The organism is Hymenobacter sp. (assembly GCF_036387835.1).
GTDB lineage: Bacteria > Bacteroidota > Bacteroidia > Cytophagales > Hymenobacteraceae > Hymenobacter.
The window spans coordinates 52,456-74,941 of record NZ_DASVSY010000021.1 but is presented as its reverse complement, the minus strand read 5'-3'; the positions used below and the strand labels follow the sequence as shown (position 1 = coordinate 74,941).

Annotated in this window: 17 protein-coding genes; 15 read left to right on the top strand and 2 right to left on the bottom strand. The window is 57.7% G+C overall.

All coding sequences use genetic code 11. From position 1 onward, the window contains the following. Nucleotides 1–319: 319 nt before the first annotated feature. Nucleotides 320–2,260: a glycoside hydrolase family 88 protein gene (locus tag VF639_RS04515; RefSeq protein ID WP_414654656.1), complete on the top strand. Its 1,941-nt coding sequence runs from the start codon at nt 320–322 to the stop codon at nt 2,258–2,260. 279 nt (nt 2,261–2,539) lie between these two features. Here VF639_RS04515 and VF639_RS04510 read toward each other — a convergent pair whose 3' ends face one another. Beyond that, entirely contained in the window at nt 2,540–3,571 is a 1,032-nt protein-coding gene (locus tag VF639_RS04510; RefSeq protein WP_331144689.1) for a LacI family DNA-binding transcriptional regulator, read from the bottom strand. Nucleotides 3,572–3,880: 309 nt separating this feature from the next. Between VF639_RS04510 and VF639_RS04505 the strand changes: the two genes are divergently transcribed. From VF639_RS04505 to VF639_RS04440, 14 genes are all read left to right on the top strand, one after another. Then, nucleotides 3,881–4,651, top strand: coding sequence for an SDR family oxidoreductase (locus tag VF639_RS04505; protein WP_331144688.1), 771 nt, complete (start codon nt 3,881–3,883; stop codon nt 4,649–4,651). Nucleotides 4,652–4,786: 135 nt separating this feature from the next. Then, complete coding sequence (kduI, locus tag VF639_RS04500; protein WP_331144687.1) at nt 4,787–5,617, top strand: 5-dehydro-4-deoxy-D-glucuronate isomerase; 831 nt, start codon at nt 4,787–4,789, stop codon at nt 5,615–5,617. A gap of 165 nt (nt 5,618–5,782) precedes the next feature. Next, on the top strand, nt 5,783–6,124 hold the full coding sequence (locus tag VF639_RS04495; RefSeq protein WP_331144686.1) for a cupin domain-containing protein: 342 nt from the start codon (nt 5,783–5,785) through the stop codon (nt 6,122–6,124). Nucleotides 6,125–6,205: 81 nt separating this feature from the next. Further along, nucleotides 6,206–8,284, top strand: a complete 2,079-nt coding sequence (pelA, locus tag VF639_RS04490) for a pectate lyase (protein WP_331144685.1) — start codon at nt 6,206–6,208, stop codon at nt 8,282–8,284. A gap of 12 nt (nt 8,285–8,296) precedes the next feature. Further along, a complete protein-coding gene (locus VF639_RS04485) occupies nt 8,297–9,832 on the top strand; it encodes a tagaturonate reductase (protein ID WP_331144684.1) in 1,536 nt (511 codons plus the stop codon). 260 nt (nt 9,833–10,092) lie between these two features. Continuing rightward, nucleotides 10,093–11,745 carry a UxaA family hydrolase gene (locus VF639_RS04480; protein WP_331144683.1) on the top strand — a complete coding sequence of 551 codons (1,653 nt, stop codon included), beginning with the start codon at nt 10,093–10,095 and terminating at the stop codon, nt 11,743–11,745. A 292-nt stretch (nt 11,746–12,037) separates the two neighbouring features. After that, the gene (gene uxaC / locus VF639_RS04475; protein WP_331144682.1) at nt 12,038–13,489 is read left to right on the top strand and encodes a glucuronate isomerase; all 1,452 of its coding nucleotides are present in this window, start codon (nt 12,038–12,040) and stop codon (nt 13,487–13,489) included. A 190-nt stretch (nt 13,490–13,679) separates the two neighbouring features. Then, nucleotides 13,680–14,687 (top strand): sugar kinase, encoded by a 1,008-nt coding sequence (locus VF639_RS04470; protein WP_331144681.1) that lies wholly within the window; start codon nt 13,680–13,682, stop codon nt 14,685–14,687. Between the two features lie 19 nt (nt 14,688–14,706). Further along, nucleotides 14,707–15,378 (top strand): beta/alpha barrel domain-containing protein, encoded by a 672-nt coding sequence (locus tag VF639_RS04465; RefSeq protein WP_331144680.1) that lies wholly within the window; start codon nt 14,707–14,709, stop codon nt 15,376–15,378. Nucleotides 15,379–15,495: 117 nt separating this feature from the next. Beyond that, nucleotides 15,496–16,803 (top strand): MFS transporter, encoded by a 1,308-nt coding sequence (locus tag VF639_RS04460; protein WP_331144700.1) that lies wholly within the window; start codon nt 15,496–15,498, stop codon nt 16,801–16,803. 114 nt (nt 16,804–16,917) lie between these two features. Next, nucleotides 16,918–17,391, top strand: a complete 474-nt coding sequence (locus VF639_RS04455) for a nuclear transport factor 2 family protein (RefSeq protein ID WP_331144679.1) — start codon at nt 16,918–16,920, stop codon at nt 17,389–17,391. Nucleotides 17,392–17,673: 282 nt separating this feature from the next. Beyond that, nucleotides 17,674–18,696, top strand: coding sequence for a class 1 fructose-bisphosphatase (gene fbp, locus VF639_RS04450; RefSeq protein WP_331144678.1), 1,023 nt, complete (start codon nt 17,674–17,676; stop codon nt 18,694–18,696). A 114-nt stretch (nt 18,697–18,810) separates the two neighbouring features. Then, entirely contained in the window at nt 18,811–20,082 is a 1,272-nt protein-coding gene (locus VF639_RS04445; RefSeq protein WP_331144677.1) for a hypothetical protein, read from the top strand. Nucleotides 20,083–20,288: 206 nt separating this feature from the next. Beyond that, a complete protein-coding gene (locus VF639_RS04440) occupies nt 20,289–21,827 on the top strand; it encodes an aldehyde dehydrogenase family protein (protein WP_331144676.1) in 1,539 nt (512 codons plus the stop codon). Nucleotides 21,828–21,935: 108 nt separating this feature from the next. On the opposite strand, the gene VF639_RS04435 is transcribed toward VF639_RS04440, so the two are convergent. Further along, entirely contained in the window at nt 21,936–22,478 is a 543-nt protein-coding gene (locus tag VF639_RS04435) for a 2'-5' RNA ligase family protein (RefSeq protein WP_331144675.1), read from the bottom strand. Between the last annotated feature and the right edge of the window lie 8 nt (nt 22,479–22,486).

Here is a 22,486-nt window from a genome sequence, read left to right as displayed (position 1 = left end):
AGAGTTTTCTGTTTTTTCAATTACTTGGTGAAATAAATGCTGAATGGGTGACGGCGCAAGAAGTTGTTCCGGTTTACCATTTACCTTGATAACCTATTTGAATAGGAACTGTCAGTCCGACATTCCGCGTATCAAGCGGCGTGAGGAATTTGAGTTAAGTCGGTCAACGGTTTCACTCAGATTTCTCTCGCCGCTTGATACGCGGAATGTCGGAATGACAAGAAATCGTGCCTATTTGGATAGCCACTTAGTACACCCAGGTTTCATTTTCATCATTCAACGATTCACCAAGCTCCAGCTTGGTGTTACTTTCCGCTTCATGTCTTTCCGCCGCTTCCTTTCCACCGGCTTGCTGCTGGCCTCTTTCACCACTCATGCGCAAACCGCGGCCAAGCCGGCTACCACCCCGGCCATGTCGCAGCGCATGGCCGATGCTTTCATCAGTTGGTACCCCGATTCCATCGTGATTGGTACCCGCAAAACCACCCGTTGGGACTACGAGCAGGGGCTGATGATGAAGGCGCTGGAACGGGTGTGGGAGCGTACCGGCGACGGCCGCTACTACAAGTACATCCAGAAAGACATCGACCAGTTCGTACAGTCCGATGGCAACATCCGCACCTACAAGCTGGAAGACTACAACCTCGACAACCTCACCACCGGCCACGCGCTATTGACGCTAACCCAAGTATCGCAGGGCAGCCAGGCGGTGCAGCAGAAGTACAGCAAGGCAGCGCAGCTGTTGCGCAAGCAGCTAGACGGGCAGCCCCGCACCAAAGCCGGCGGCTTCTGGCACAAGAAAATCTACCCCAACCAAATGTGGCTCGACGGCCTGTACATGGCCGAGCCGTTTTATGCCGAGTACAGCAAACTGTTCAACCAGCCCGCCGGCTTCGATGATGTAGCCAAGCAGTTCGCCCTTGTCGAGAAGAACCTAGTCGACCCCAAAACCGGCCTGCTCTACCACGGCTACGACGAAAGCAAAGAGCAGAAATGGGCCAACAAAACCACCGGCCAGTCGCCTAACTTTTGGGACCGGGGCATGGGCTGGTACGCCATGGCGCTGGTTGACGTGCTCGACTACTTCCCCGCCAACCACCCCCAACGGGCGCAGCTCGTCAAAGATCTGCAACGCCTGGCCCCGGTGCTGGCGAAGTACCAGGACCCCAAAACCGGTACTTGGTCGTTGGTGGTAGACCAGGCCGCGCGCAAAGGCAACTACGCCGAAGCCTCGGGCAGCAGCATGTTTGTGTATGCGCTGGCCAAAGGCGCACGCATGGGCTACCTCGACGGCAAGTATGCCGCCGTGGCCAAGAAAGGCTACGACGGAATTCTGAAAACCTTCGTGGCGACGGATGCCGGCAATGCGCTGGCTTTCAACGGCACGGTGAGCGTGGGCGGCCTCGGCGGCACCCCGTACCGCGACGGGAGCTTCGAGTATTACCTGAGCGAGCCGCTGCGCAAAAACGATTTGAAAGGCGTCGGGCCGTTTATTATGGCCAGCGTGGAAATGGAAATTGCCGCCGAAAACGCGCTAGGCAAAGGCAAAACCGTAGCCGTAGACAACTACTTCAACCACGAAACCCGCAAGAACAGCCTTAGCGGAGAGCAAGAAAGCTGGCACTACACGTGGGAAGAGCGCACGCACGGCGGCTTCTACCTGTGGGGCAATCAGTTCCGGGAGCTAGGCGCCAAAACCGTCACGGTACCTACCGCCCCCACCGCCGCCGCGCTGAAAGGCGTGAACGTATACATCATCGTCGACCCGGACAGCAAGAAAGAGTCGCCGCAGCCCAACTTCGTGAAGCCCGCCGACGTGCAAGCCGTAACGGATTGGGTGAAAGCCGGGGGAACGCTGGTGCTGATGGCCAACGACACCTCGAATTGCGAAATTCCGCACTTCAATACCCTGGCGCAGGCGTTTGGCATCACCTTCACCAATACCAGCATGAACATGGTGAAAGGCGACCAATTCGAGCAGGGCCAGGTGAATTTCCCGGCTGGCAACGCTGTATTCAAAACCGCTAAAACCGCCTACATAAAAGAGCTTTCGGTGCTGAACCTGAAAAGCCCGGCTACGCCCCTCGTCAGCACGGGCAGCAACGTCATCATGGCCACCGCCAAAGTGGGCAAGGGAACCGTCTTCGCCATCGGCGACCCGTGGCTGTACAACGAGTACACCGACGGCCGCAAAATCCCCGATACCTTCGACAACTTCGAAGCCGGTAAAGACCTTGCGACTTGGTTGCTGCAACGTTGATTTTAGGCGTTAAGTGGTCGCCCTCCGCGTGGACCTCACCCCCTAGCCCCCTCTCCAAAAGAGAGGGGGAATTAGCTCTAGAAACTAGTGCTAGTAGTACTGTTGAGAATACACCGTTTACTTTAGAATCTAGTTTTAAAGCTAGTTCCCCCTCTCTTTTGGAGAGGGGGCTAGGGGGTGAGGTCCACGCAGAACGAACTACATAAGGTTATAAAAAAGGCCGATTCCATCAGGAACCGGCCTTTTTTATAATCCACAAAGCCAAGTCAAAGTGGCTTACTAAGCACTAAGCACCTCAGTCAGGCGCGTTGAATCTCTCACGATAAGCTCGGTTGGGATTTTGACGGTGTTGACCGGCTTGGCGCGCTGCTTGTTCTCGATTAGGTCTATCAGTCGCTCGGCGGCCACTTGGCCGATTTCTTGGGCGGGCTGCACGACGGTGCTCAAGGAAGGAGCCAGCAAATCGGCCACGTTCAGGTTGGTGAAACCAATGAGCGACACGTCTTCCGGAATAGCCAGCTGGCGTTGGTGCAAGGCTTTCAGGCAACCTATGGCCAACCGGTCGGAGGCAGTGAAGAAGGCGTCGGGAATGGGGTCGAGGGCCATGAGCTCGTCTACCATGGGGCCCACTTCATCGGGGCCGAAGGTGCCGTAGCGAATCAGGTTTTCGTCGAACGCCAGGCCGTGCTTTTCCAGGGCGGCACGGTAGCCGGCCAGGCGCTCCTGCGTGATGCTCAGCCAGGGCTGAATGGTGAGGTGCGCAATGCGCCGCCGGCCCGACTGAATCAGGTGCTCGGTGGCGGCGAAGGACCCGCCGAAATTATCGGCCACCACCTGTGTCACGTTCAGCTCCGCCGACACTCGGTCGAATAGCACCACCGGCACGTTCTTGTCGATTACGTCGCGCAGGTGCGTTACGTCGGACGTTTCGCTTGACAAGGAAATCAGCAAACCGTCGACCTTGCGCGACATGGCTTGGTTGACGTTGGCCATTTCCCGCTCGTAGGATTCCTGGCTTTGGAAGATGATGACGTGGTAGCCGCGGTTGTAGGCAATGGCCTCGATGCCGTTGATGGCCTGCGAGAAAAAGTAGTTGGCAATTTGGGGCACAATCACCCCGATGGCCCGGCTAGAGCTGCCTTTCAAGCTGAGCGCAATGGGGTTGGGCCGGTAGTTGAGCCGCTCGGCGCACTCCATTACCAGCCGCTTGGTTTCCGGGTTGATTTCGTAGCTGCCCCGCAACGCGCGCGACACGGTAGAAGTGGAAAGGTTGAGCTCGCGGGCAATGTCTTTAATCGTAAATGTTTCCAACGTGAGGACGGATTTGGAACGAGTGGGGTAGAGGGGTGGGCTTTCGAAAGTGCAATACCTGCTAAAAAGCAGTAGAGAGGGGCTTGCGGGGCTGAAAGTATAAATAGCGGGTTGAATTCATCTAAACCCAACGACTCCTCTTCCTCGGCCCGCGCCTCGGCAACGTTCCCGATAACGTTTGCGCGAATAAACATTGTGCTATTCTTCCTTTTGGCGCACACAACTTTTAATCTTAACAGAACCGATGTGCCGTACGATGTACGGAAAGTACATCATTTTCTCTCGAAAAGTTTACATACTCCTATTCGCATGGCTCTGGCGGCTTCCTTCGATTTGACTGGCAAACGCGCACTGGTAACGGGCTGCACTCGCGGCATCGGCCAGGCCATGGCCATCGGATTGGCCGAAGCCGGCGCCGATATTATTGGCGTATCGGCCTCGCTGGCCCTCGAAGGCAGCGAAACCGAACAAGCCGTCCGCGCCTTGGGCCGCGACTTCAAAGCCTACCAGGCCGACTTCAGTAAGCGCGAGCAAGTCGATGCCTTCCTGATGCAGGTACAGGTGGACTTTCCGCAAATCGACATCCTGATCAACAACGCCGGCACCATCAAGCGCGCGCCCGCCGCCGAACACGCCGACGAGCTGTGGGACGAAGTGTTGGCCATCAACCTGGATGCCCCGTTCCGGCTGGCCCGCGCCATTGGCGGCCAGATGCTGAAGCAAGGCCACGGCAAGATCATCTTCACGGCTTCGCTACTCACGTTTCAGGGCGGCATCAACGTGCCGGGCTACGCGGCCAGCAAAGGCGCCATCGGCTCGGTAGTAAAAGCGCTGGCCAATGAGTGGGCCGGCCGCGGTGTCAACGTCAACGCCATTGCCCCCGGCTACATTGCCACCGACAACACCGAAGCTCTACGCAACGACCCTGACCGCAGCCAAAGCATCCTGAGCCGCATCCCCGCCAATCGGTGGGGCACCCCCGACGACTTCAAAGGTCCCACCGTGTTCTTAGCTTCGTCGGCCGCCGACTACATCCACGGCACCATCCTCACCGTCGACGGCGGCTGGATGGGACGGTAAAGGTGAAATTGTGAAGTTGTGGAATAGTGAGTTTGGCGTTCAGAATGCGCAGCTAAAAGCACCGGATTTACACTTCACAATAATCGTCTAGGTCAAGCATCACTTCACAATTTCACAACTTCGCAACTTCACCTCATGACCCAACGATATGCCATCAGTCCGCGCGAAACAGCGGCTATGAACACCGACGAGCTACGGGAAAATTTCCTGATTGAAAACGTGTTTGTCGCGGGTGAAATCGAGTTGGTGTACACCCACTACGACCGCATGATCGTGGGCGGCGCGACTCCTACAACCGAGCCGCTTACGCTGCCGAATCCGGAGAACCTAAAGGCCGACTTCTTTTTGCAGCGCCGCGAGTTAGGTGTTCTCAACACGGGCGCCCTCGGGCACGTGACCGTAGACGGTACCTTGTATGAGCTCGGCAACCAGGATTGTCTCTACGTAGGCAAGAACGCGCAGGAGGTTGTTTTTGCCTCGGCCGACAGCAGCCAGCCCGCCAAGTATTACTTGCTCTCGGCGCCGGCCCACCAGGCCTACCCCACCCGTCGCATGACGCAGGCCGAGTCGACGCCGGTGCACCTCGGCGCGCCCGAAACGGCCAACGAGCGCACCATCTACAAGTACATCTACCTGGAAGGAATTCAGAGCTGCCAGCTGGTAATGGGCCTGACCCGGCTTAAGTCGGGCAGCGTGTGGAACACCATGCCCTCGCACGTGCACGACCGGCGCATGGAGGCGTACCTCTACTTCGATTTGCCGGAAAACCAGCGCGTGCTGCACATGATGGGACAGCCGCAGCAAACCCGCCCGCTGTGGGTGAGCAACGGCCAGGCCATCCTCTCGCCGCCGTGGTCGATTCATACCGGCTGCGGCACCAGCAACTACACGTTCATTTGGGGTATGGCCGGCGAGAACCTGGAATACACCGACATGGACCCTGTTACCATCGACCAGCTTCGTTAAGCTAGTAACGCTAAGCTCCAGCTTGGCGCACGAGCTAAGCGAGTATCCTAGCTGCTGACATTGCCAACCTAACCGTCATGCTGCGCATGTGGCGCACCCTGGCTTGATGTGCCACATGCGCAGCATGACGTTCAAAAACTAAATAGCAGAATCGATATGCCTCTTATGCCAACCACTGAAACCAATTTCCAGCTTGATAACGACAGCCAGCCCTGGATGCAGGTGGCCGAAGGTATGCGCCGCCAGGTGCTGGCCTACGACTCGCAGATGATGCTGGTGCGAGTGGCTTTCGAGCAGGGCGGAATTGGGGCCTTGCATCACCACGTGCACACGCAAATTACCTACGTGGAGAGCGGCGTGTTTAAAGCGACGGTGGGCGAGGAAACTTGGGTGATGCGCCCCGGTGATGTGTTCTACGCACCCTCCAACGTGTGGCACAGCGTGGAATGCCTGGAAGCGGGCATGCTGGTGGATACGTTCAGCCCCATGCGCGAAGATTTCATTTAGCCCGGTGGGCTTTTATTTATGCACATTCAGTTCAAAACATATTGCAAGAATCTACTGCTCCTGCTGACGGGAATAGGGGGGATGGGGATCTTTTCAGCCCGGGCTCAGCAGGTGACGGTGGCGGCGGATGGTTCGGGAAATTTCCGGACCATCCAGGCCGCCCTCAACAGCTTGCCCAACCAAGCCAGCAAGCCGCGCACGGTGTACATCAAAAATGGCACCTATCGCGAAAAGGTATTCCTCGATGGCAAGCAACAGATTATCCTTAAGGGGCAAAGTGAAAAAGGCGTCATCCTAACCTACGCCCTAGCCCGCGACGAATGGCGCTGCGACCCGGTGGCTGGCGCCGATGATTGGGGCGTTGCCACGCTCAACCTGCGCAACTCCCCCGACATCATTCTCGAAAACCTGACGGTACTCAACACCTACGGCTTCGACGCGAAAGGCGAAGTAGTTATCGACTGCCCCACCGACCCGACCAAAAAGAAAACCATCAGCAAAACCGGCCACCAGATGGCGCTGCGCACCATGCCCGGCACCACGCGGCTTGTAGTGAAGCACTGCACTTTCCGGGCCTTGGGCGGCGACACCGTTAGCCCGTGGGATGTGGACGCGGGCCTGTACTACTTCCAGGATTGCACCCTGGAAGGCGGCGTCGATTTCTACTGCCCCCGCGGGTGGGCCTACGCCGAAAATTGCCGCTTTATCTGCCACAACCCTAATGCCGCCATCTGGCACGACGGCTCCGGCAACAAGGACTCGAAAACGGTATTAAAGAACTGCGTGTTTGAAGGCGACGACAACTTTAAATTAGGCCGCTTCCACCGCGAGGCGCAGTTCTATTTGCTGGACTGCAAGTTCGCCAAGAACATGGCCGACGCCGACATTTATTGGGCGCAATCTGGACCGGGTGCCAAGCAATGGGGCCGGCGCGTGTACTACATGAACTGCCACCGCGACGGCGGCGACTACGCCTGGCACCAAGACAACCTGAGCGCCGCGGAAGGAGCGCCCAAAGCTTCGAAAATCACGGCCGATTGGACCTATGGCGGGCGCTGGTATCCGGTATCGGGCAAGAAGGCCACGGTGGCCCTGGCGCCGTCCAACTTGGCTAACACCAACTCGGTGGTGCCCGTAGCCGCCAACCTGCGCGCCGACCAGGCCGACAGCGTAGCGGAAAAAATGCTGGTGTACCAGCGCAGTGTGGGCGGCTGGCCCAAAGCCGTAAAAATTGCCGGAGTAGAGGAGAAGGTGGATTACACCAAACCCTTGTCGGCAGCAAAGCGGGCCAGTACGCTGGCCGATGCCGGCCGCACCGATGCCACCATCGACAACAACGCCACCACCCGCGAAATCGCCTACCTGTTGCAGGCCTTCAAGCGCACCAACAACCCGGCGTATCGGCAGGGCGCGGAGCGCGGCATTCAGTACCTGCTGAAGATGCAGTATCCCAACGGGGGCTTCCCGCAGTACTACCCCGATGCCAGCAGCTACCGCCACCTCATCACCTACAACGACAACGCCATGGTGCGGGTGCTGGACTTGCTGCGGGCCGTGGCCAAGCAGCAAGGCGAGTTTGCCTTAGTGAATCCGGACCTGGTGGGGCAGGCCAAGCAAGCCGTGGACCGGGGCGTGGACTGCATCCTCAAAACGCAGTATGTGCAACGCGGCAAGCGCACGGCCTGGTGCGCGCAGCACGACGAAAAAACCTTGCAGCCCGCCAAGGCCCGCGCCTTCGAGCTGGCCTCGCTCAGCGGCTTCGAGTCGGCGCGCATCGTGGAGTTTCTGATGGAGCTAGAGAACCCTTCGGCGGAGGTGAAGCAAGCCATTACCAGCGCCGTAGCATGGTTCGAGTTAGTGAAGATGCCGAACCTGGCGCTCAAAGAAATCAAAGACCCGAAACAGCCCACCGGCCGCGACCGGGTGATAGTACCCGAGCCCGGCGCCACGCTGTGGGCCCGGTTTTACGAACTCGAAACCAACCGCCCGATTTATGTAGGGCGCGACAGCAAGGTGCATTACGCCCTGGCTGAAATAGAAAACGAGCGGCGGGCGGGCTACGTCTACGCGGGCACCTGGCCGGCGAAGCTGCTGTCCAAAACCTATCCGCAGTGGCAGCAAAAGTACGCGGCCACTACCACTCCGCAGGCAAGTAAATAACAAGTTTCCGTTATGCCCCATCTTTCAAAATCCCTCGTTCTTTCGGCCCCCAGTACGGCAGCTTCCCTCCCCGCTGCCGCGCATTTCGAGCTACCCGAAAAGGTACTGCAATTCGGTACGGGCGTGCTCCTGCGCGGCCTGCCCGATTACTTCATCGACAAAGCCAACCGCCAGGGTGTCTTCAACGGCCGCATTGTGGTGGTAAAGAGCACCGACGGCGGCGACATCACCGCCTTCGAGCGTCAGGACGGACTCTACACGCTGGTGGTGCGCGGCATCGAAGACGGGCAAACCGTCGAAGAAAACGTGGTGAGTTCGGCCATCAGCCGGGTGCTGTCGGCCAAAAGCCAGTGGGCCGAGATACTGGCCTGCGCCGCCAATCCGGAGCTGACCGTTGTTATTTCCAACACCACCGAAGTCGGTATTCAGCTGGTGGCCGACGACGTGACGCAGGCGCCGCCCGTCTCGTTTCCGGGCAAGCTGCTGGCCTTCCTCTATGCCCGCTACCAAGCCTTCAACGGCGACAAAGCCAAGGGCCTCGTGGTGGTGCCCACTGAGCTCATTGTTGATAACGGCACCAAGCTCGAAGGCATCCTGCTCGAGCAAGCGCACCGCAACAACCTGCCCGCCGAGTTCATCGACTGGCTGGAAACGGCCAACACCCTCTGCAACTCATTGGTGGACCGCATCGTGCCCGGCCGCCCCGATGTAGCTATGCAGGACAGCCTGGCCGAGCAGTTGGGCTACGACGATGAGCTGCTGACCATGTCGGAGGTGTACACGCTGTGGGCCATTGAGGGCGACGAGCACGTAAAGGACGTTCTGTCGTTTCATCAGGTAGACAAGGGGGTGGTTATCAAGCCCGATATCAACCAGTTCCGGGAGCTGAAGTTGCGCCTGCTCAATGGCACCCATACGCTTAGCTGCGCGTTGGCTATCCTGGCCGGTTTCACCACCGTGCGCGAGGCCATGGACGACAAGCTGTTCGCTAGCTTCGTGCACAACCTGATGCTGGCCGATTTGCTGCCCGGTATTCCGTATGCCATCGACGAGAAAGTAGGTCAGCGCTTTGGCATGCAGGTACTCGACCGGTTCCGCAACCCCTTCATCGAGCACCGCTGGCTGAGCATCAGTCTCAACTACACCACCAAGCAACAGATGCGCAACGTGCCCACGCTGCTGCACTACTCGCAGCAATTGGGTGCCGTGCCGCACTACATGGCTCTTGGCTTTGCGGCCTACCTGCTGTTCATGCGTGGCACCCGCCAAGAGGCCAGCGGCTGGCACGGCGAAATAAACGGCACCGAGTATCTGATTCAGGACGAAAAAGCCGGCTACTTCGCCGACCTCTGGAGCCGCCTCGAACCCGCCGAGCTAACCCGCACCGCACTGCACAACACCGCGCTATGGGGCCACGACCTGCTAACCGTTCCCGGCTTTGCCGACGAAGTGAGCAGCTATTTGGAACAGCTAATGGAAAACGGAGCGCAGGCTACCCTAGCCAAGGTGCTGAACCAACCCGTCAACCAGCAAGAAGCAGTGGAATAAAACGGAACTCCGGTTTGTTTTGTAGCTGCTTAACTAAGAACGTTGCTTGGACCCGCTTAAAAAACGCTTGTCATTCCGACGCAGGAGGAATCTGAGTTAAAGTCGTTCAACGAAGTAAGCCAGATTCCTCCTGCGTCGGAATGACAGCTTCGCTGGATTGCATTTCTTAGCTCAAGAAATAAGCAAAAAATCAGTAACCTAAGAGGCGCTTATCTACTTCGTCTCACCCCGGTCTGAAAGGCCGCAAACCAAGAAAGACAATGAAGCATTTAGTAGCTAAAATCCATCCTGACGATAACGTGCTGGTAGCCCTGCAAGACCTGCCCGTGGGCACGCCTGTTACCTACGACGGCGTTACCGTCACGACCACCGAGCGGATTCCGGCCAAGCACAAATTAGCTATGGAGTTCCTGGCTCCCGGCGACCCGGTGCACATGTACGGGGTGCTGGTTGGCAAGGCGGCGCAAGCCATTGGAATGGGCGGTTTGCTTACCACGGCCAACATCCGCCACGCCACCGACAGCTACGGCGAAAACCAGGAGCGCCGCGCCGCCTGGACCGCCCCCGACGTGGCGAAGTGGGAAGACCGCACCTTCATGGGCTTCCACCGCGCCGATGGCAGCGTGGGCACGGCCAACTACTGGCTGGTGATTCCGCTGGTGTTCTGCGAAAACCGCAATATTCAGGTGCTCGAAGAAGCCTTGATCAACGACCTCGGCTATGCGCGGCGCAAGTCGTATCAGCCCCAAACGCAGGAGCTGATTTCGTTGATGCAAGCCGGTAAATCAGTAGAGGAAATTCTGGCTACTGACCTGCGCAGCGCCGAAGGCAAGCACCAGAAGCCCAAGCTGTTTCCGAACGTGGACGGCATCCGGTTTTTAAGCCACGAAGGCGGCTGCGGCGGCATCCGGCAGGACGCGCAAAGCCTCTGCGGTTTGCTGGCCGGCTATATCACCCACCCCAACGTGGCGGGTGCAACGGTGCTTAGCCTCGGCTGCCAGAACGCGCAGGTGAGTATGCTGCAAGACGAAATCAACAAGCGCAGCCCCAATTTCAGCAAGCCGCTTTTCATCTTGGAGCAGCAGAAGTTGGGTACCGAGGAAACGCTCGTCAGCACCGCGCTACGCCAGACTTTTGCGGGCCTGATGACGGCCAACCAACTCCAGCGCCAGCCCGCGCCGCTCAGCAAATTGTGCATCGGCTTGGAGTGCGGCGGCTCCGATGGTTTCTCCGGCATTTCCGCCAACCCCGCCGTGGGCCACGTCTCGGACCTGATGGTGGCGCTAGGTGGCTCGGTTATCCTGGCCGAATTTCCGGAGCTGTGCGGCGTCGAGCAAGAGCTAGTGGACCGTAGTGTCGACCACGCCACGGCCGAGCGGTTTAGCTCGCTCATGAAAGCCTACGGCGACAGCGCCGTGGCCGTTGGTTCGGGCTTCGACATGAACCCTTCGCCAGGCAATATTCGGGACGGGTTGATTACCGATGCCATGAAATCGGCAGGGGCGGCTCGCAAAGGCGGCAGCTCCCCCGTAGTAGCCGTGCTCGACTATCCGGAACTGGTAACCAAGCCCGGCCTGAACCTGCTCTGCACCCCCGGCAACGACGTGGAATCGACCACCGCCGAAGTTGGCTCGGGTGCCAACGTGGTACTCTTCACCACGGGCCTCGGTACGCCGACCGGCAACCCCATTGCCCCGGTCATCAAAATTTCCAGCAACACGGCGCTGGCCAACCGCATGCCCGATATCATCGACGTAAACACCGGTACGGTCATCGATGGCGAAGAAACCATCGAGCAGGCCGGGGAGCGGATTCTGGATTATATCATCCGGGTAGCCAGCGGCGAGGAAGTAGCCGCCGTCCGCCACGGTCAAACCGACTTCATCCCCTGGAAACGCGGCGTTTCGCTGTAAGCAAGCTGGCTGACGTTATTTACTCAGCCCGTCATGCTGAGCGCAGCCGAAGCATCTCTCCCGCTTCGTTGCAATGGTAAAATGAAGTCACCACTGCGGGAGAGATGCTTCGACAAGCTCAGCATGACGGGCTGAGTGAACAGCTGAGTAAGCAACGTCAGAAATTCCTTTCTAACCTGAAAATCCAGCGGCAGATAGGAGACTACAGGTAGGCAAAAACTGATCAGCCCACTACATTTCTAAACTGGCGTGAAGTACTTCTTCACATTCCCGGCCCTAGCTCTATTCTAGTATGAAAAAGCCCTTTCTAAACGAGGATTTCCTACTGCAAACCGAAACGGCGCAGCAGCTCTACCACGAGTATGCCAAGTCGATGCCCATCATCGACTACCACAACCACCTGCTGCCCGACCAGATTGCGCAGGACCGGCAGTTCGACAACATCACCCAAATCTGGCTCTACGGCGACCATTACAAGTGGCGCGCCATGCGCACCAACGGGGTGCCCGAGCGCTACATCACCGGGGATGCCTCGGATTGGGAGAAGTTCGAGAAGTGGGCGGAAACTGTGCCCCAAACGGTGCGCAACCCGCTCTACCACTGGACGCACCTGGAGCTGCAGCGCTACTTCGGTATCACGGAGCTGCTCAACAAAGACAGCGCCCGCCGCATCTACGACGAGTGCAGCGCCAAGCTGCAAACGCCCGAGTACACCGTGCAAAACCTGCTGCGCCGCATGAACGTGGAAGTGCTGTGCACCACCGACGACCCGGCCGATACGCTAGAGCATCACCGGGCCCTGGCCGCTAGTGGTTTCGAAGTGCGGGTGCTGCCCGCCTTCCGCGCCGACAAAGCCATGACGCCGGAAAATGCCGCCGCCTACAATCAGTATCTTGATAAGCTAGGCGAAGCTGCCGCCGTGGACATCCGCACGTTCTTCGACCTGCAAACGGCCCTGCGCCTACGCCACGATTACTTTGCAGCCCTCGGTTGCCGCCTCTCCGACCACGGCCTGGAGCAGATTTACGCTGCCGACTACACCGAGGCGGAAATCAATGCTATTTTCGTGAAAGTAAGGGGTGGGGAGGAGCTGACGGCCAACGAAGTGCTGCAATTCAAGTCGGCGATGCTGGTGCTGCTGGCGGAAATGGATTGGGAGAAAGGCTGGACGCAGCAGTACCACTTAGGAGCGCTGCGTAACAACAACTCCCGCATGCTGCGCCAACTCGGCCCCGATACCGGTTGGGATTCCATCGGCGACTTTTCGCAAGGCCAGGCCCTTTCCCGATTCTTGGACCGCCTCGATGGGCAGGATAAACTAGCCAAAACCATCATCTACAACCTCAACCCCGCCGACAACGAGCTGATTGCCACTATGATTGGCAACTTCAACGATGGCTCGGTGGCGGGCAAGGTGCAGTTCGGCTCGGGCTGGTGGTTCCTCGACCAGAAAGACGGCATGGAAAAGCAAATCAACGCGCTGTCGAACATGGGGCTGCTGAGCCGGTTCGTGGGCATGCTCACCGATTCGCGCAGCTTCCTCTCGTACCCGCGCCACGAGTATTTCCGCCGCGTGCTCTGCAACCTCCTCGGCACCGACGTAGAAAACGGCGAATTGCCCGATGATATGGAATTGTTAGGTACCATTGTGCAGAACATCTGCTACAACAACGCCAAAGCTTACTTCGGTTTCGATACGGTAGCAGAACCAGTGCAGCAGTCCGAAGCAGTGCTTCGTTCGTAGCGCGTAAATCCTGTGGCTTCCGTTCCGCGACGAGCGGAGCGAGTATCCGGGACTGTGCCAATTGCGCCAGCGCGGAGGAACTCGCTGCGCTCGTCGCGGAACGGAAGCCACAGGATTTCCGCGCTACATCAGGTAGTATAATTAAATCAGCAACGATACGAAGCGCTGCTTCGTGGTATAGAACGACACAATGAAACAGGTTGTCACCTTCGGGGAAATCATGATGCGCCTCTCGACGCCCCTGAACTACCGGCTCACGCAGTCGGCTAGCCTGGAAGTGAACTATGGGGGCGGCGACGCCAACGTGGCCGCGGCCGTGGCCGGCTTGGGCTTGCCGGCCGCGCACGTCACCTGCTTCCCGCCCAACGAGTTGGGTCAGGCCGCCACGCAAAGCTTTCAGCGCCTCGGCGTCGATATGCAGCACACTGTGTACAGCGGCCAGCGGCTCGGGCTGTACTTCCTGGAAGTAGGGGCCTCGCTGCGCCCGAGCAAAGTGGTGTACGACCGGGCCGGTTCTTCGTTTGCCAACCTTGACCCGGCCGCTTTTCAGTGGGACGAGATTCTGAAGAATGCGCAGTGGCTGCACTGGACCGGCATCACGCCCGCCATTTCGGCCGCCACCGCTCAGGCTACGGCCGATGCTATTGCCGCCGCCCGGCGCCTCGGTATCACCGTTTCGGCCGATGTCAACTACCGCCGCAACCTGTGGCAATACGGCCAAACCGCGCAGCAGGTAATGACTGAATTAGTAGCCGGCTGCGACGTGGTAGTATGTTCGGAAAACGACGCCGACGACCTGTTCGGCATTCAGCCCACGCCGGGTGCCAACAACAAGTTTGCTTCCATGGGCGAGCAGCTGCTGGCCCGGTTCCCCCAAATCAAACAAGTAATTTCAACTCGCCGCAAAACCCAAAGTGCCTCGCACGAGCGTATCAAAGGCATGCTCTTCGACGGCGCTTACACAGAAACCCCGTATCTTGATATTACGCCCGTCGTGGACCGCATTGGCGGCGGCGACGCATTTATGGGCGGTTTCATCTATGGCTCTTTGCATTACGCCTCGCCCGCCGAGGCGCTGAGCTTCGCCCTGGCCGCTTCCGCCCTCAAGCACACCATTCATGGCGACGTGAACCTGGTGACGGCGGCCGAAGTGGAACACGTTATGCAAGGCAACACCACCGGCCGTTTGGTGCGGTAAACGCGGCAGAACAACAACTATGGAAACCAAAAACAAGTCCCGATTCTCATTTGCCGAAGCGTTTGAAACTGTGTTGCGCTACCCCATCGTGCCGGTGTTCTACCATGCCGACGTGGCGTATGCGAAGCGCATTGTACAAGCCTGCTATGCGGGCAACTTACGAGTATTTGAATTCACGAACCGCGGCGAAAAAGCGTTTGAAGTGTTCAGCGAGCTAGTGGCATTTGTGCACGAAACCTGCCCGGATATGCTGCTCGGCATTGGTACGATTTACGAAGCCGAGGACGCCGAACGGTTTATTGCCGCCGGCGCCGACTTTGTGGTGCAGCCCTGCCTGACCACGGAAGTAGCCGATGTCTGCCGTGCCCACAACGTGCCGTGGCTGCCCGGCACGATGACGGTGGCGGAAGTGTACCAGGCCGCCAAGCTAGGCGCCGCCATTGTGAAAATATTCCCTGGCAACGTGGTAGGCCCCGGCTTTATCAAGAGTTTGCGCGGCCCCATGCCGAAAGTGCCCCTCATGGTGACGGGCGGCGTGGAGCCCACCAAGGAAAGCTTGAAAGAGTGGTTCGAGGCCGGCGTCAATGTGGTGGGCATGGGCTCCCAACTCTTCAAGAATGCCGATGATACGGAGGTGCTGAGCCAGCAAATTGCTGACCTGCTGAAGTTCGTAGACACCGTGAAAAAGTAGCCCCACGCCAGGTGGCGCGCCGGTTGCGCCGGCGGTTTTTCCAACGAGTAGCAGCTCTGACCTTAATTTCCGAACTCGATGATACCCTCCCCGACCCAATCCCCGCCCGCGCCTCCAATGGCGGTGTCTCCCGTTGGCAAATACCGCTGGACTGTGGTAGCGTTGCTGTTCTTCGCGACCAGCATCAACTACCTCGACCGGCAAGTGATTGGGTTGCTCAAACCTACCCTTGAAACGCAGTTTAATTGGACTGAAATCGACTATGCCCGTCTGCAAATGGCTTTTCAGGCGTGCTATGCCATCGGCTTGCTGATTTTCGGGCGCGTTATTGACCGCATCGGCACCAAGCGCGGCTACATCTACTCAATTATTGCCTGGAGTGCGGCCGCTATTGGGCATGCCTTCGCTACGACCACTATAGGGTTTGGTGTTGCGCGCGCCGCTCTTGGATTAGGAGAGTCAGGCAATTTTCCTGCGGCTATCAAGACAGTGGCAGAATGGTTCCCGAAAAAGGAGCGCGCCTTGGCAACTGGTATATTCAACTCGGGTGCCAACATTGGGGCCGTAGTAGCGCCCATAATGGTGCCTTGGATTTTGGGTGCTTACGGCTGGGAAGAAGCCTTTCTTATCACCGGGGCTATTGGCTTTATCTGGTTGGCTTTCTGGTGGTTTTTCTACGAGATACCTTCCCGCCAACCGAAACTCAAAGCAGAGGAATATGCCTACATCCACTCCGACAACACGCCGGAAACCGATGAAGGTGACAAAGGGCCGGCAGTATCGTGGGGCAGGCTGCTAGGTGTTCGTCAGACCTGGGCTTTCATTTTCGGTAAAATGCTGACGGATCCCATTTGGTGGTTCTTCCTGTTCTGGCTGCCTTCGTATTTTTCCACCACTTTCAACCTTGATTTAAAGAAGCCGAGCTTACCACTCGTGGTAGTCTATTCGCTTACCACAGTGGGCAGCATCGGGGGAGGATATTTATCGTCCTGGCTTATAAAGAAAGGGTGGACGGTATACAAAGCCCGCAAAATGGCTATGCTGTTGTTTGCCTTGCTGGTAACGCCCATCATGCTGGCGCGCTATGCTACCAGTATCTGGCCGGCAGTAGCTCTAATCAGCTTGGCTGCCGCAGCGCACCAGGCTTGGAGCGCCAATATCTTTACTACCGCTTCGGATATGTTTCCTAAAAAAGCGGTTAGTTCTGTAGTTGGGTTGGGTAGTATGGCGGGTTCAGTAGGGGGAATATTATTTCCACTATTAGTAGGCTACTTACTCGACTCAGCTAAAGCGGCGGGTAATATCAATACCGGTTACAATATTGTCTTCTTGGTTTGCGGGTCTGCCTATCTACTCGCTTGGTTGGTGATGCACCTTCTAGCACCGCGCATGAAGCAAATTACCCTCGACGAGCCCGCACAGTAGAGTACAGGACGAAGCCAAGCGTAGCTTCACTTTTCTTTAGGTAGACTTTCCATCTCGCTAGTTGCTTTCCTTCCATTTCGCCCGGTTTTCACCGGACGCTACTTCCTTACTGCCATGAAAAAACTGTCGTTGCTGCTTTCCTTGCTGCTTTTGGTACTGCCAGCCCTCACTTTCGCCCAAAGCGCCAAAGATGCAGCCGCGGCCAAGGAAGTGGAAGCGTTGGAGCGCCAACGCTTCGAGGCGCAGGTGAAGAAAAACTACACCGTGCTGGAAAAAGTATTTGGTGAGGACCTAGTGTACACCCACTCCAACGGCAAGCAGAACACCAAAGTGGAGTACATCCAGTCAATCCGGGACGGCAAAAGCCAGTACGAGAAAATAGAGGTGCACGCCCTGAACGTGCGGGGCTACAACGATGGCAAAGCGGCCGTGGTGAATGGTACCATCACCATCACCCTGCCCAACAACCCCGACGGAACACCCAACCTCGCCCACCTCAAGTACGTGGTGGTGCAGATAAAGGACCCGAAAAAAGGCTGGCAAGTGGTGCTTTGGCAGTCGCAGAAGCAGCCTGAGGTAAAAAGCTGACATCAGAACCTCACCCCTAGCCCCCTTTCCCGTGGAGAGGGAGAACTAGACTCTAGTATTTAGAGCTAGTTCCCCTCCTCAACTGAATTCCGCGCATTAAAGGGCGTGGGTTATGGGCGGTTGGTAAATCTTTGAACGGCTACTAGTTCTAGCTTTTAATTCTAATTTTTAACTACTTCTAGCCCTTCCTCAACTGAAGAGAGAGAGAACTAGCTCTAATATACTAGAGTCTAGTTCCCCCTCTCCACGGGAGAGAGGGCTAGGGGGTGAGGTTCAGGCCCCATGAGCATCAACCAAGAAAACACGCTGGCTCAGCCGGTTGGCATTACGCTGGAGCGCTATATCATGCGCACGCAGGCAGAGTTTCCGTTTGCCACCGGCGAGTTGTCGCAGCTGCTGCGGGACCTGGCGTTGGCCGGCAAAATTGTGCACCGGGAAGTGAACCGGGCCGGCTTGTCGGATATCACCGGGGGTATGAGCACGCAGAACGTGCAGGGCGAGCAGCAAAAGCGGCTGGACGTGGAAGCGCACATCCGGTTTGTGCGGGCCTTGAAAAACGGCCGCGAAACCTGCGCCATTCTTTCGGAAGAAGAAGCGGAAATCATCCACACCGACAACGACTCCGGCAACTACGTGGTGGCCATGGACCCGCTCGATGGCTCTTCCAACATCGATGTGAACGTGAGCATCGGCACGCTGTTCAGTATTTACCGCCGCGTAACGCCCGTGGGCTCGAAGGCCACGGCGGCCGATTTCCTGCAGGGCGGCCGCAAGCAGATAGCCGCCGGATATATTCTTTACGGCTCCAGCACCATGCTCGTGTACACCACCGGCCACGGCGTGATGGGGTTCACCTACGAGCAGTCGTTGGGCGAGTTCTTCCTCTCGCACCCCTCCATCCGCATTCCGCAAGACGGCCGCATCTTCTCCTGCAACGAAGGCTACTGGTTTGATTATCCGGAAACGGTGCGGTCTTTCCTGATGGATTGCAAACGCAAAGAATACTCCGGGCGCTACATCGGCTCTTTGGTGGCCGACTATCACCGCAACCTGTTCAATGGTGGCATCTACCTGTATCCGCCCACCAGCAAAAACCCGAACGGTAAGCTACGCCTACTCTACGAGTGCTACCCGCTGGCCATGCTCATCGAGCAGTCTGGTGGCCAAGCCGTGGTATCGGCTACGGAAGCTATTTTGGATGTGATACCCACGGAACTGCACCAGCGCACCCCGCTCTTTATTGGCTCCACCAACCTGGTGCACAGCCTGGTAGGCTCCGGCGAAGTAGTTGAGGCATCAGCGTAGAGCAGGATTTGTGACAGCCATGCATGCTGGTAGGATGATATTTCGATACGGAAGGGTATAGCAATATTGTGAAAACCATATGGTATGGTAGGTTGAGAACAGGTAGATTCATGCATGAAAAACTTCACCGACGCGTCAATCACTCCTTGGCCTTGGTGGCGGAATATCCTGTTTCGCTTCTCATGCCTCTACTTGCTGCTCTACATGTCGCCTTGGACGTGGCTGGCGGAAGTTCCGTGGTTTAGCATACTGGCCGAGCAGTACAGTGAAATCGAACGTCTGCTGGTTACTTTCGGCAACGACCATCTTTTTCACGTCAAGGAAGTGCTAGTGCCCGCAAATGGCAGTGGTGATACTTCGTATTCCTATGCGCAACTGTGCTTTTACACCTTAGTGGCCGTGGTAGGCACGTTGGTTTGGACTTTGCTCGCCCGGAAAAAGATGAACTATGTTACCGGCTACTATTGGTTGCTGGTGGTGGTGCGCTACTACGTGGCGCTGACGGCACTAGCCTACGGCATCATCAAGCTGTTTGGCCTGCAAATGCCTTTCCCGACGTTGAGCGCGCTGGCCACGCCGTTGGGCGACCTGCTGCCCATGCGGTTTTCGTGGCATTTCATCGGCTACTCCACCCCTTACCAATTTTTTTCAGGGGCTATGGAAGCACTGGCCGGAAGCTTATTACTAGCCCGGCGTACCTGCCTGCTCGGTGCGTTGGTGGCCGTAGGAGTCTTCCTCAACGTGATGATGATGAACCTGTGCTACGACATTCCAGTCAAGCTATTTTCTATTCACCTGTTTGCGTTCAGTGTTTTCCTGTTGCTCAGCAATGCGGAAAGATTACTCAACTTTTTTCTGCTGAATCGCCCCGTTGAGCCGACTGTATCAGTGACGCTGCCCGACTGGCGCTGGCGGTTTGCGCAACTTACTTTGAAGACAATTTTTATTGGGCTGTTTTTGCTGCTGCCTTTTTATCAAGCCTACTCGAGCCGGAGTGGGGCCGCGGCAGACAAACTTGCGACGGGCTTTTTTGCCGTCGAGCAGTTTCAAGCCGCCATGGCCGACAGCCTGCACTGGAAAGACGTCATCTTCGAGCAAAACAACTCCGGCAGTATTCTCACGGCAGATACGCTGCTCAGGCAACGCTACCGGCGGGCTTATTTCAGCTACGCACTTGATTCCACTAACAACACCATCGCCTTCAGGCGCTTCAGCAGCGATACGGTGGCCATATTCACGCTGAATTACACCATGCCCGACACCAATCATATTTTGCTGCGCGGTCTGATCCGCCAAGACTCCGTCGCCATTGCCCTCACCCGGGAGCCCCGGCACTACCAGCTGGCCGAGCGGCAGTTTCATTGGCTGTCGGAGCAAAACAGATGAAGCCTCCTTGCACTGGCAGCCGAAAGGGCGTCCGACAATGCACCCGCTAGTACTGTGTCAGCGGAAAAATTGGGTGCCTGACGGCGCCGCCGCTACTAGCAATGCGCCTTATTGACTGCTTCAACAAGCACAACAATCACCAACTATTTCACCTTCTTTTGGGGACAGTGTTGTAATCAACTTGCCAGCCTGTTCCTTTCTTCTTCATGCCCAAAATAATTTCGCCCCAAGTGGAGTTCGGCGGTTTGCTGAACCAGATGCAAGCGGTTACGCCCGAAGCTTTTTCGCCGGATGGTAAAATTCTAAACCTGATGGAAGGGCGCTGGCAGGAAACCGGCACGCCCCGCGAATTCATCTCGCCCATCGACGGTACTCAGCTCGGCTGGATGCCCATGCTCAGCCGCGAAACGGCTCTGCGGGCCGTGGAATTTGCCAAAGGCGAAGCTCCCGCCTGGGCCGCCACCGACCTCGACGAGCGCAAACGCCGCGTGCAGGACTGCCTGGTTCAGCTGCGGCAGCACGTCGAGCTGACGGGCAAGCTGATCATGTGGGAAATCGGTAAAACCTATAAGCTTGGTTTCACCGACATCGACCGCGCCATTGAGGGCGTGCAGTGGTACATCGACCATATTGAGGGCATGTTGGAACAGCGCAAGCCGCTCGGGTTGGTGTCGAATATTGCCTCCTGGAACTACCCGATGTCGGTGCTGCTGCACGCGGTGCTGGTGCAGGTGCTGGCCGGCAACTCGGTTGTTGCCAAAACGCCTACCGATGGTGGCTTCATTTCGCTGAGTTTGACCTTCGCCATTGCCCGCCGTTGCGGCCTGCCCGTGACGCTCGTTAGTGGCAGCGGCGGCGAGCTGAGCGACGTGCTGGTGAAGCACGACGCGATTGATTGCCTGAGCTTTGTGGGAGGGCGCTACAACGGCCGCAACATTGCCGATGCCCTGAGCTCGGTGCACAAGCGCTACATGCTGGAAATGGAAGGCGTGAACACCTATGGCATCTGGAACTACTCGGACTGGACCAGCCTGGCCGATCAGCTCCGGAAGGGCTACGACTACGGCAAGCAGCGCTGCACCGCCTACGTCCGCTTCGTGGTGGAGCGGCGCCTGTTTCCGCAGTTTCTGGAAACCTATTGGGAAGCCATTCGCAGCCTGAAAGTAGGCAACCCAACCCTGGTAGACCACCCCGACGACCAGCTGCCCGACCTGGCCTTCGGTCCCGTCATCAATCCCACGCAAGCCCAAGAGCTGGACCGCCTCTACGCCAACGCGCTGCAAACCGGCGCTACCCCCATCTACGAAGGCAAGATCGACGAGTCGTTGTTTTTGCCGGGGCAGGATCGTTCCGCCTATCGGGCTCCGCGGGCCCTCGTGAACCTACCCCGCCAGAGCGAGCTGTACTTCAAAGAGCCTTTCGGCCCCATCGACAGCATTGTGCTGGTAGATCGGGTAGAGGAACTGGTGGGCGAAATGAACATCAGCAACGGCGCCCTGGTAGCCGCCGTAGCCTCCGACGACCAGAAGTGGGCCGCCCGCACTGCCAAGGAAGTACGCGCCTTCAAAGTCGGCCTCAACAAGCTCCGCTCCCGTGGCGACCGGGAAGAAGTGTTCGGGGGCCTCGGTGAATCCTGGAAAGGAGCCTTTGTGGGCGGTGCCCTACTGGTAGAAGCTGTTACGCAGGGTAACAAGCCAATTCTAGGCAACTTCGAAGACGCCCTGCTGCTGCCCGAGAAGATCTAGCCAGAGCAAAACCCATCGTACCACAAACACGAAGCGCGGCTTCACAACCAGCAACCCGACAACGTGCCTGCGAAATCGTGCTGTTGGGTTGCGAGGCCGCGCTTTGCGTTACGCGGGCTCAGCAGCGCCTTTTAACTCAAACGTGCGCAGCGATTCCCACGGCCCGTTCCGATAGGCCCACAGGTGCCAAGCCGTGCCCGTCGCCTCAAAGGGTTGAAAATCAGCCGCCAGCTGCTGGTGCAGGGCACGAGCTACGGCCGGGTCTACCTTGTTTTGAACGGTGACGTGCGGGTTGAGCTTTTGCTGGTCTTGGGGCGTGAGATAGGGCTGCCAGGTGGTTTGCATAGCCCGGTGCAACGCTTGCAGCGGCGGGCATTCCAGCGTGTACGCCACGCCCCGGCCTAAAAACCGTACCCCCGATACGGCCAGCGTTAAAGGTGATTGTGCGGCGGCCACTTGCGCCAGGTGCTCGGTTATGGCCTCGTATTCGGCGCCCGGCAAGTGATGAAATAGCGTGAGATGAGCACCAAGAAAGTTGCGCTCCTTGGGGAAGTGCTGCTTCCGCAGCTCCTCAAAGAACTGTTGCGCCTCCGTGTCAAGGGTTAAGGTCAGGATGAGGGGCGTTTCGGCGGTGAGGGGGGGAGTAGGCATCAGCAAGA

Coding starts and splice junctions, on each gene's coding strand:
- VF639_RS04515 (WP_414654656.1), top strand. CDS start 320: ATGTCTTTCCGCCGCTTCCTTTCCACCGGCTTGCTGCTGGCCTCTTTC.
- VF639_RS04505 (WP_331144688.1), top strand. CDS start 3,881: ATGGCTCTGGCGGCTTCCTTCGATTTGACTGGCAAACGCGCACTGGTA.
- kduI (WP_331144687.1), top strand. CDS start 4,787: ATGACCCAACGATATGCCATCAGTCCGCGCGAAACAGCGGCTATGAAC.
- VF639_RS04495 (WP_331144686.1), top strand. CDS start 5,783: ATGCCAACCACTGAAACCAATTTCCAGCTTGATAACGACAGCCAGCCC.
- pelA (WP_331144685.1), top strand. CDS start 6,206: ATGGGGATCTTTTCAGCCCGGGCTCAGCAGGTGACGGTGGCGGCGGAT.
- VF639_RS04485 (WP_331144684.1), top strand. CDS start 8,297: ATGCCCCATCTTTCAAAATCCCTCGTTCTTTCGGCCCCCAGTACGGCA.
- VF639_RS04480 (WP_331144683.1), top strand. CDS start 10,093: ATGAAGCATTTAGTAGCTAAAATCCATCCTGACGATAACGTGCTGGTA.
- uxaC (WP_331144682.1), top strand. CDS start 12,038: ATGAAAAAGCCCTTTCTAAACGAGGATTTCCTACTGCAAACCGAAACG.
- VF639_RS04470 (WP_331144681.1), top strand. CDS start 13,680: ATGAAACAGGTTGTCACCTTCGGGGAAATCATGATGCGCCTCTCGACG.
- VF639_RS04465 (WP_331144680.1), top strand. CDS start 14,707: ATGGAAACCAAAAACAAGTCCCGATTCTCATTTGCCGAAGCGTTTGAA.
- VF639_RS04460 (WP_331144700.1), top strand. CDS start 15,496: ATGGCGGTGTCTCCCGTTGGCAAATACCGCTGGACTGTGGTAGCGTTG.
- VF639_RS04455 (WP_331144679.1), top strand. CDS start 16,918: ATGAAAAAACTGTCGTTGCTGCTTTCCTTGCTGCTTTTGGTACTGCCA.
- fbp (WP_331144678.1), top strand. CDS start 17,674: ATGAGCATCAACCAAGAAAACACGCTGGCTCAGCCGGTTGGCATTACG.
- VF639_RS04445 (WP_331144677.1), top strand. CDS start 18,811: ATGAAAAACTTCACCGACGCGTCAATCACTCCTTGGCCTTGGTGGCGG.
- VF639_RS04440 (WP_331144676.1), top strand. CDS start 20,289: ATGCCCAAAATAATTTCGCCCCAAGTGGAGTTCGGCGGTTTGCTGAAC.
- VF639_RS04435 (WP_331144675.1), bottom strand. CDS start 22,478: ATGCCTACTCCCCCCCTCACCGCCGAAACGCCCCTCATCCTGACCTTA.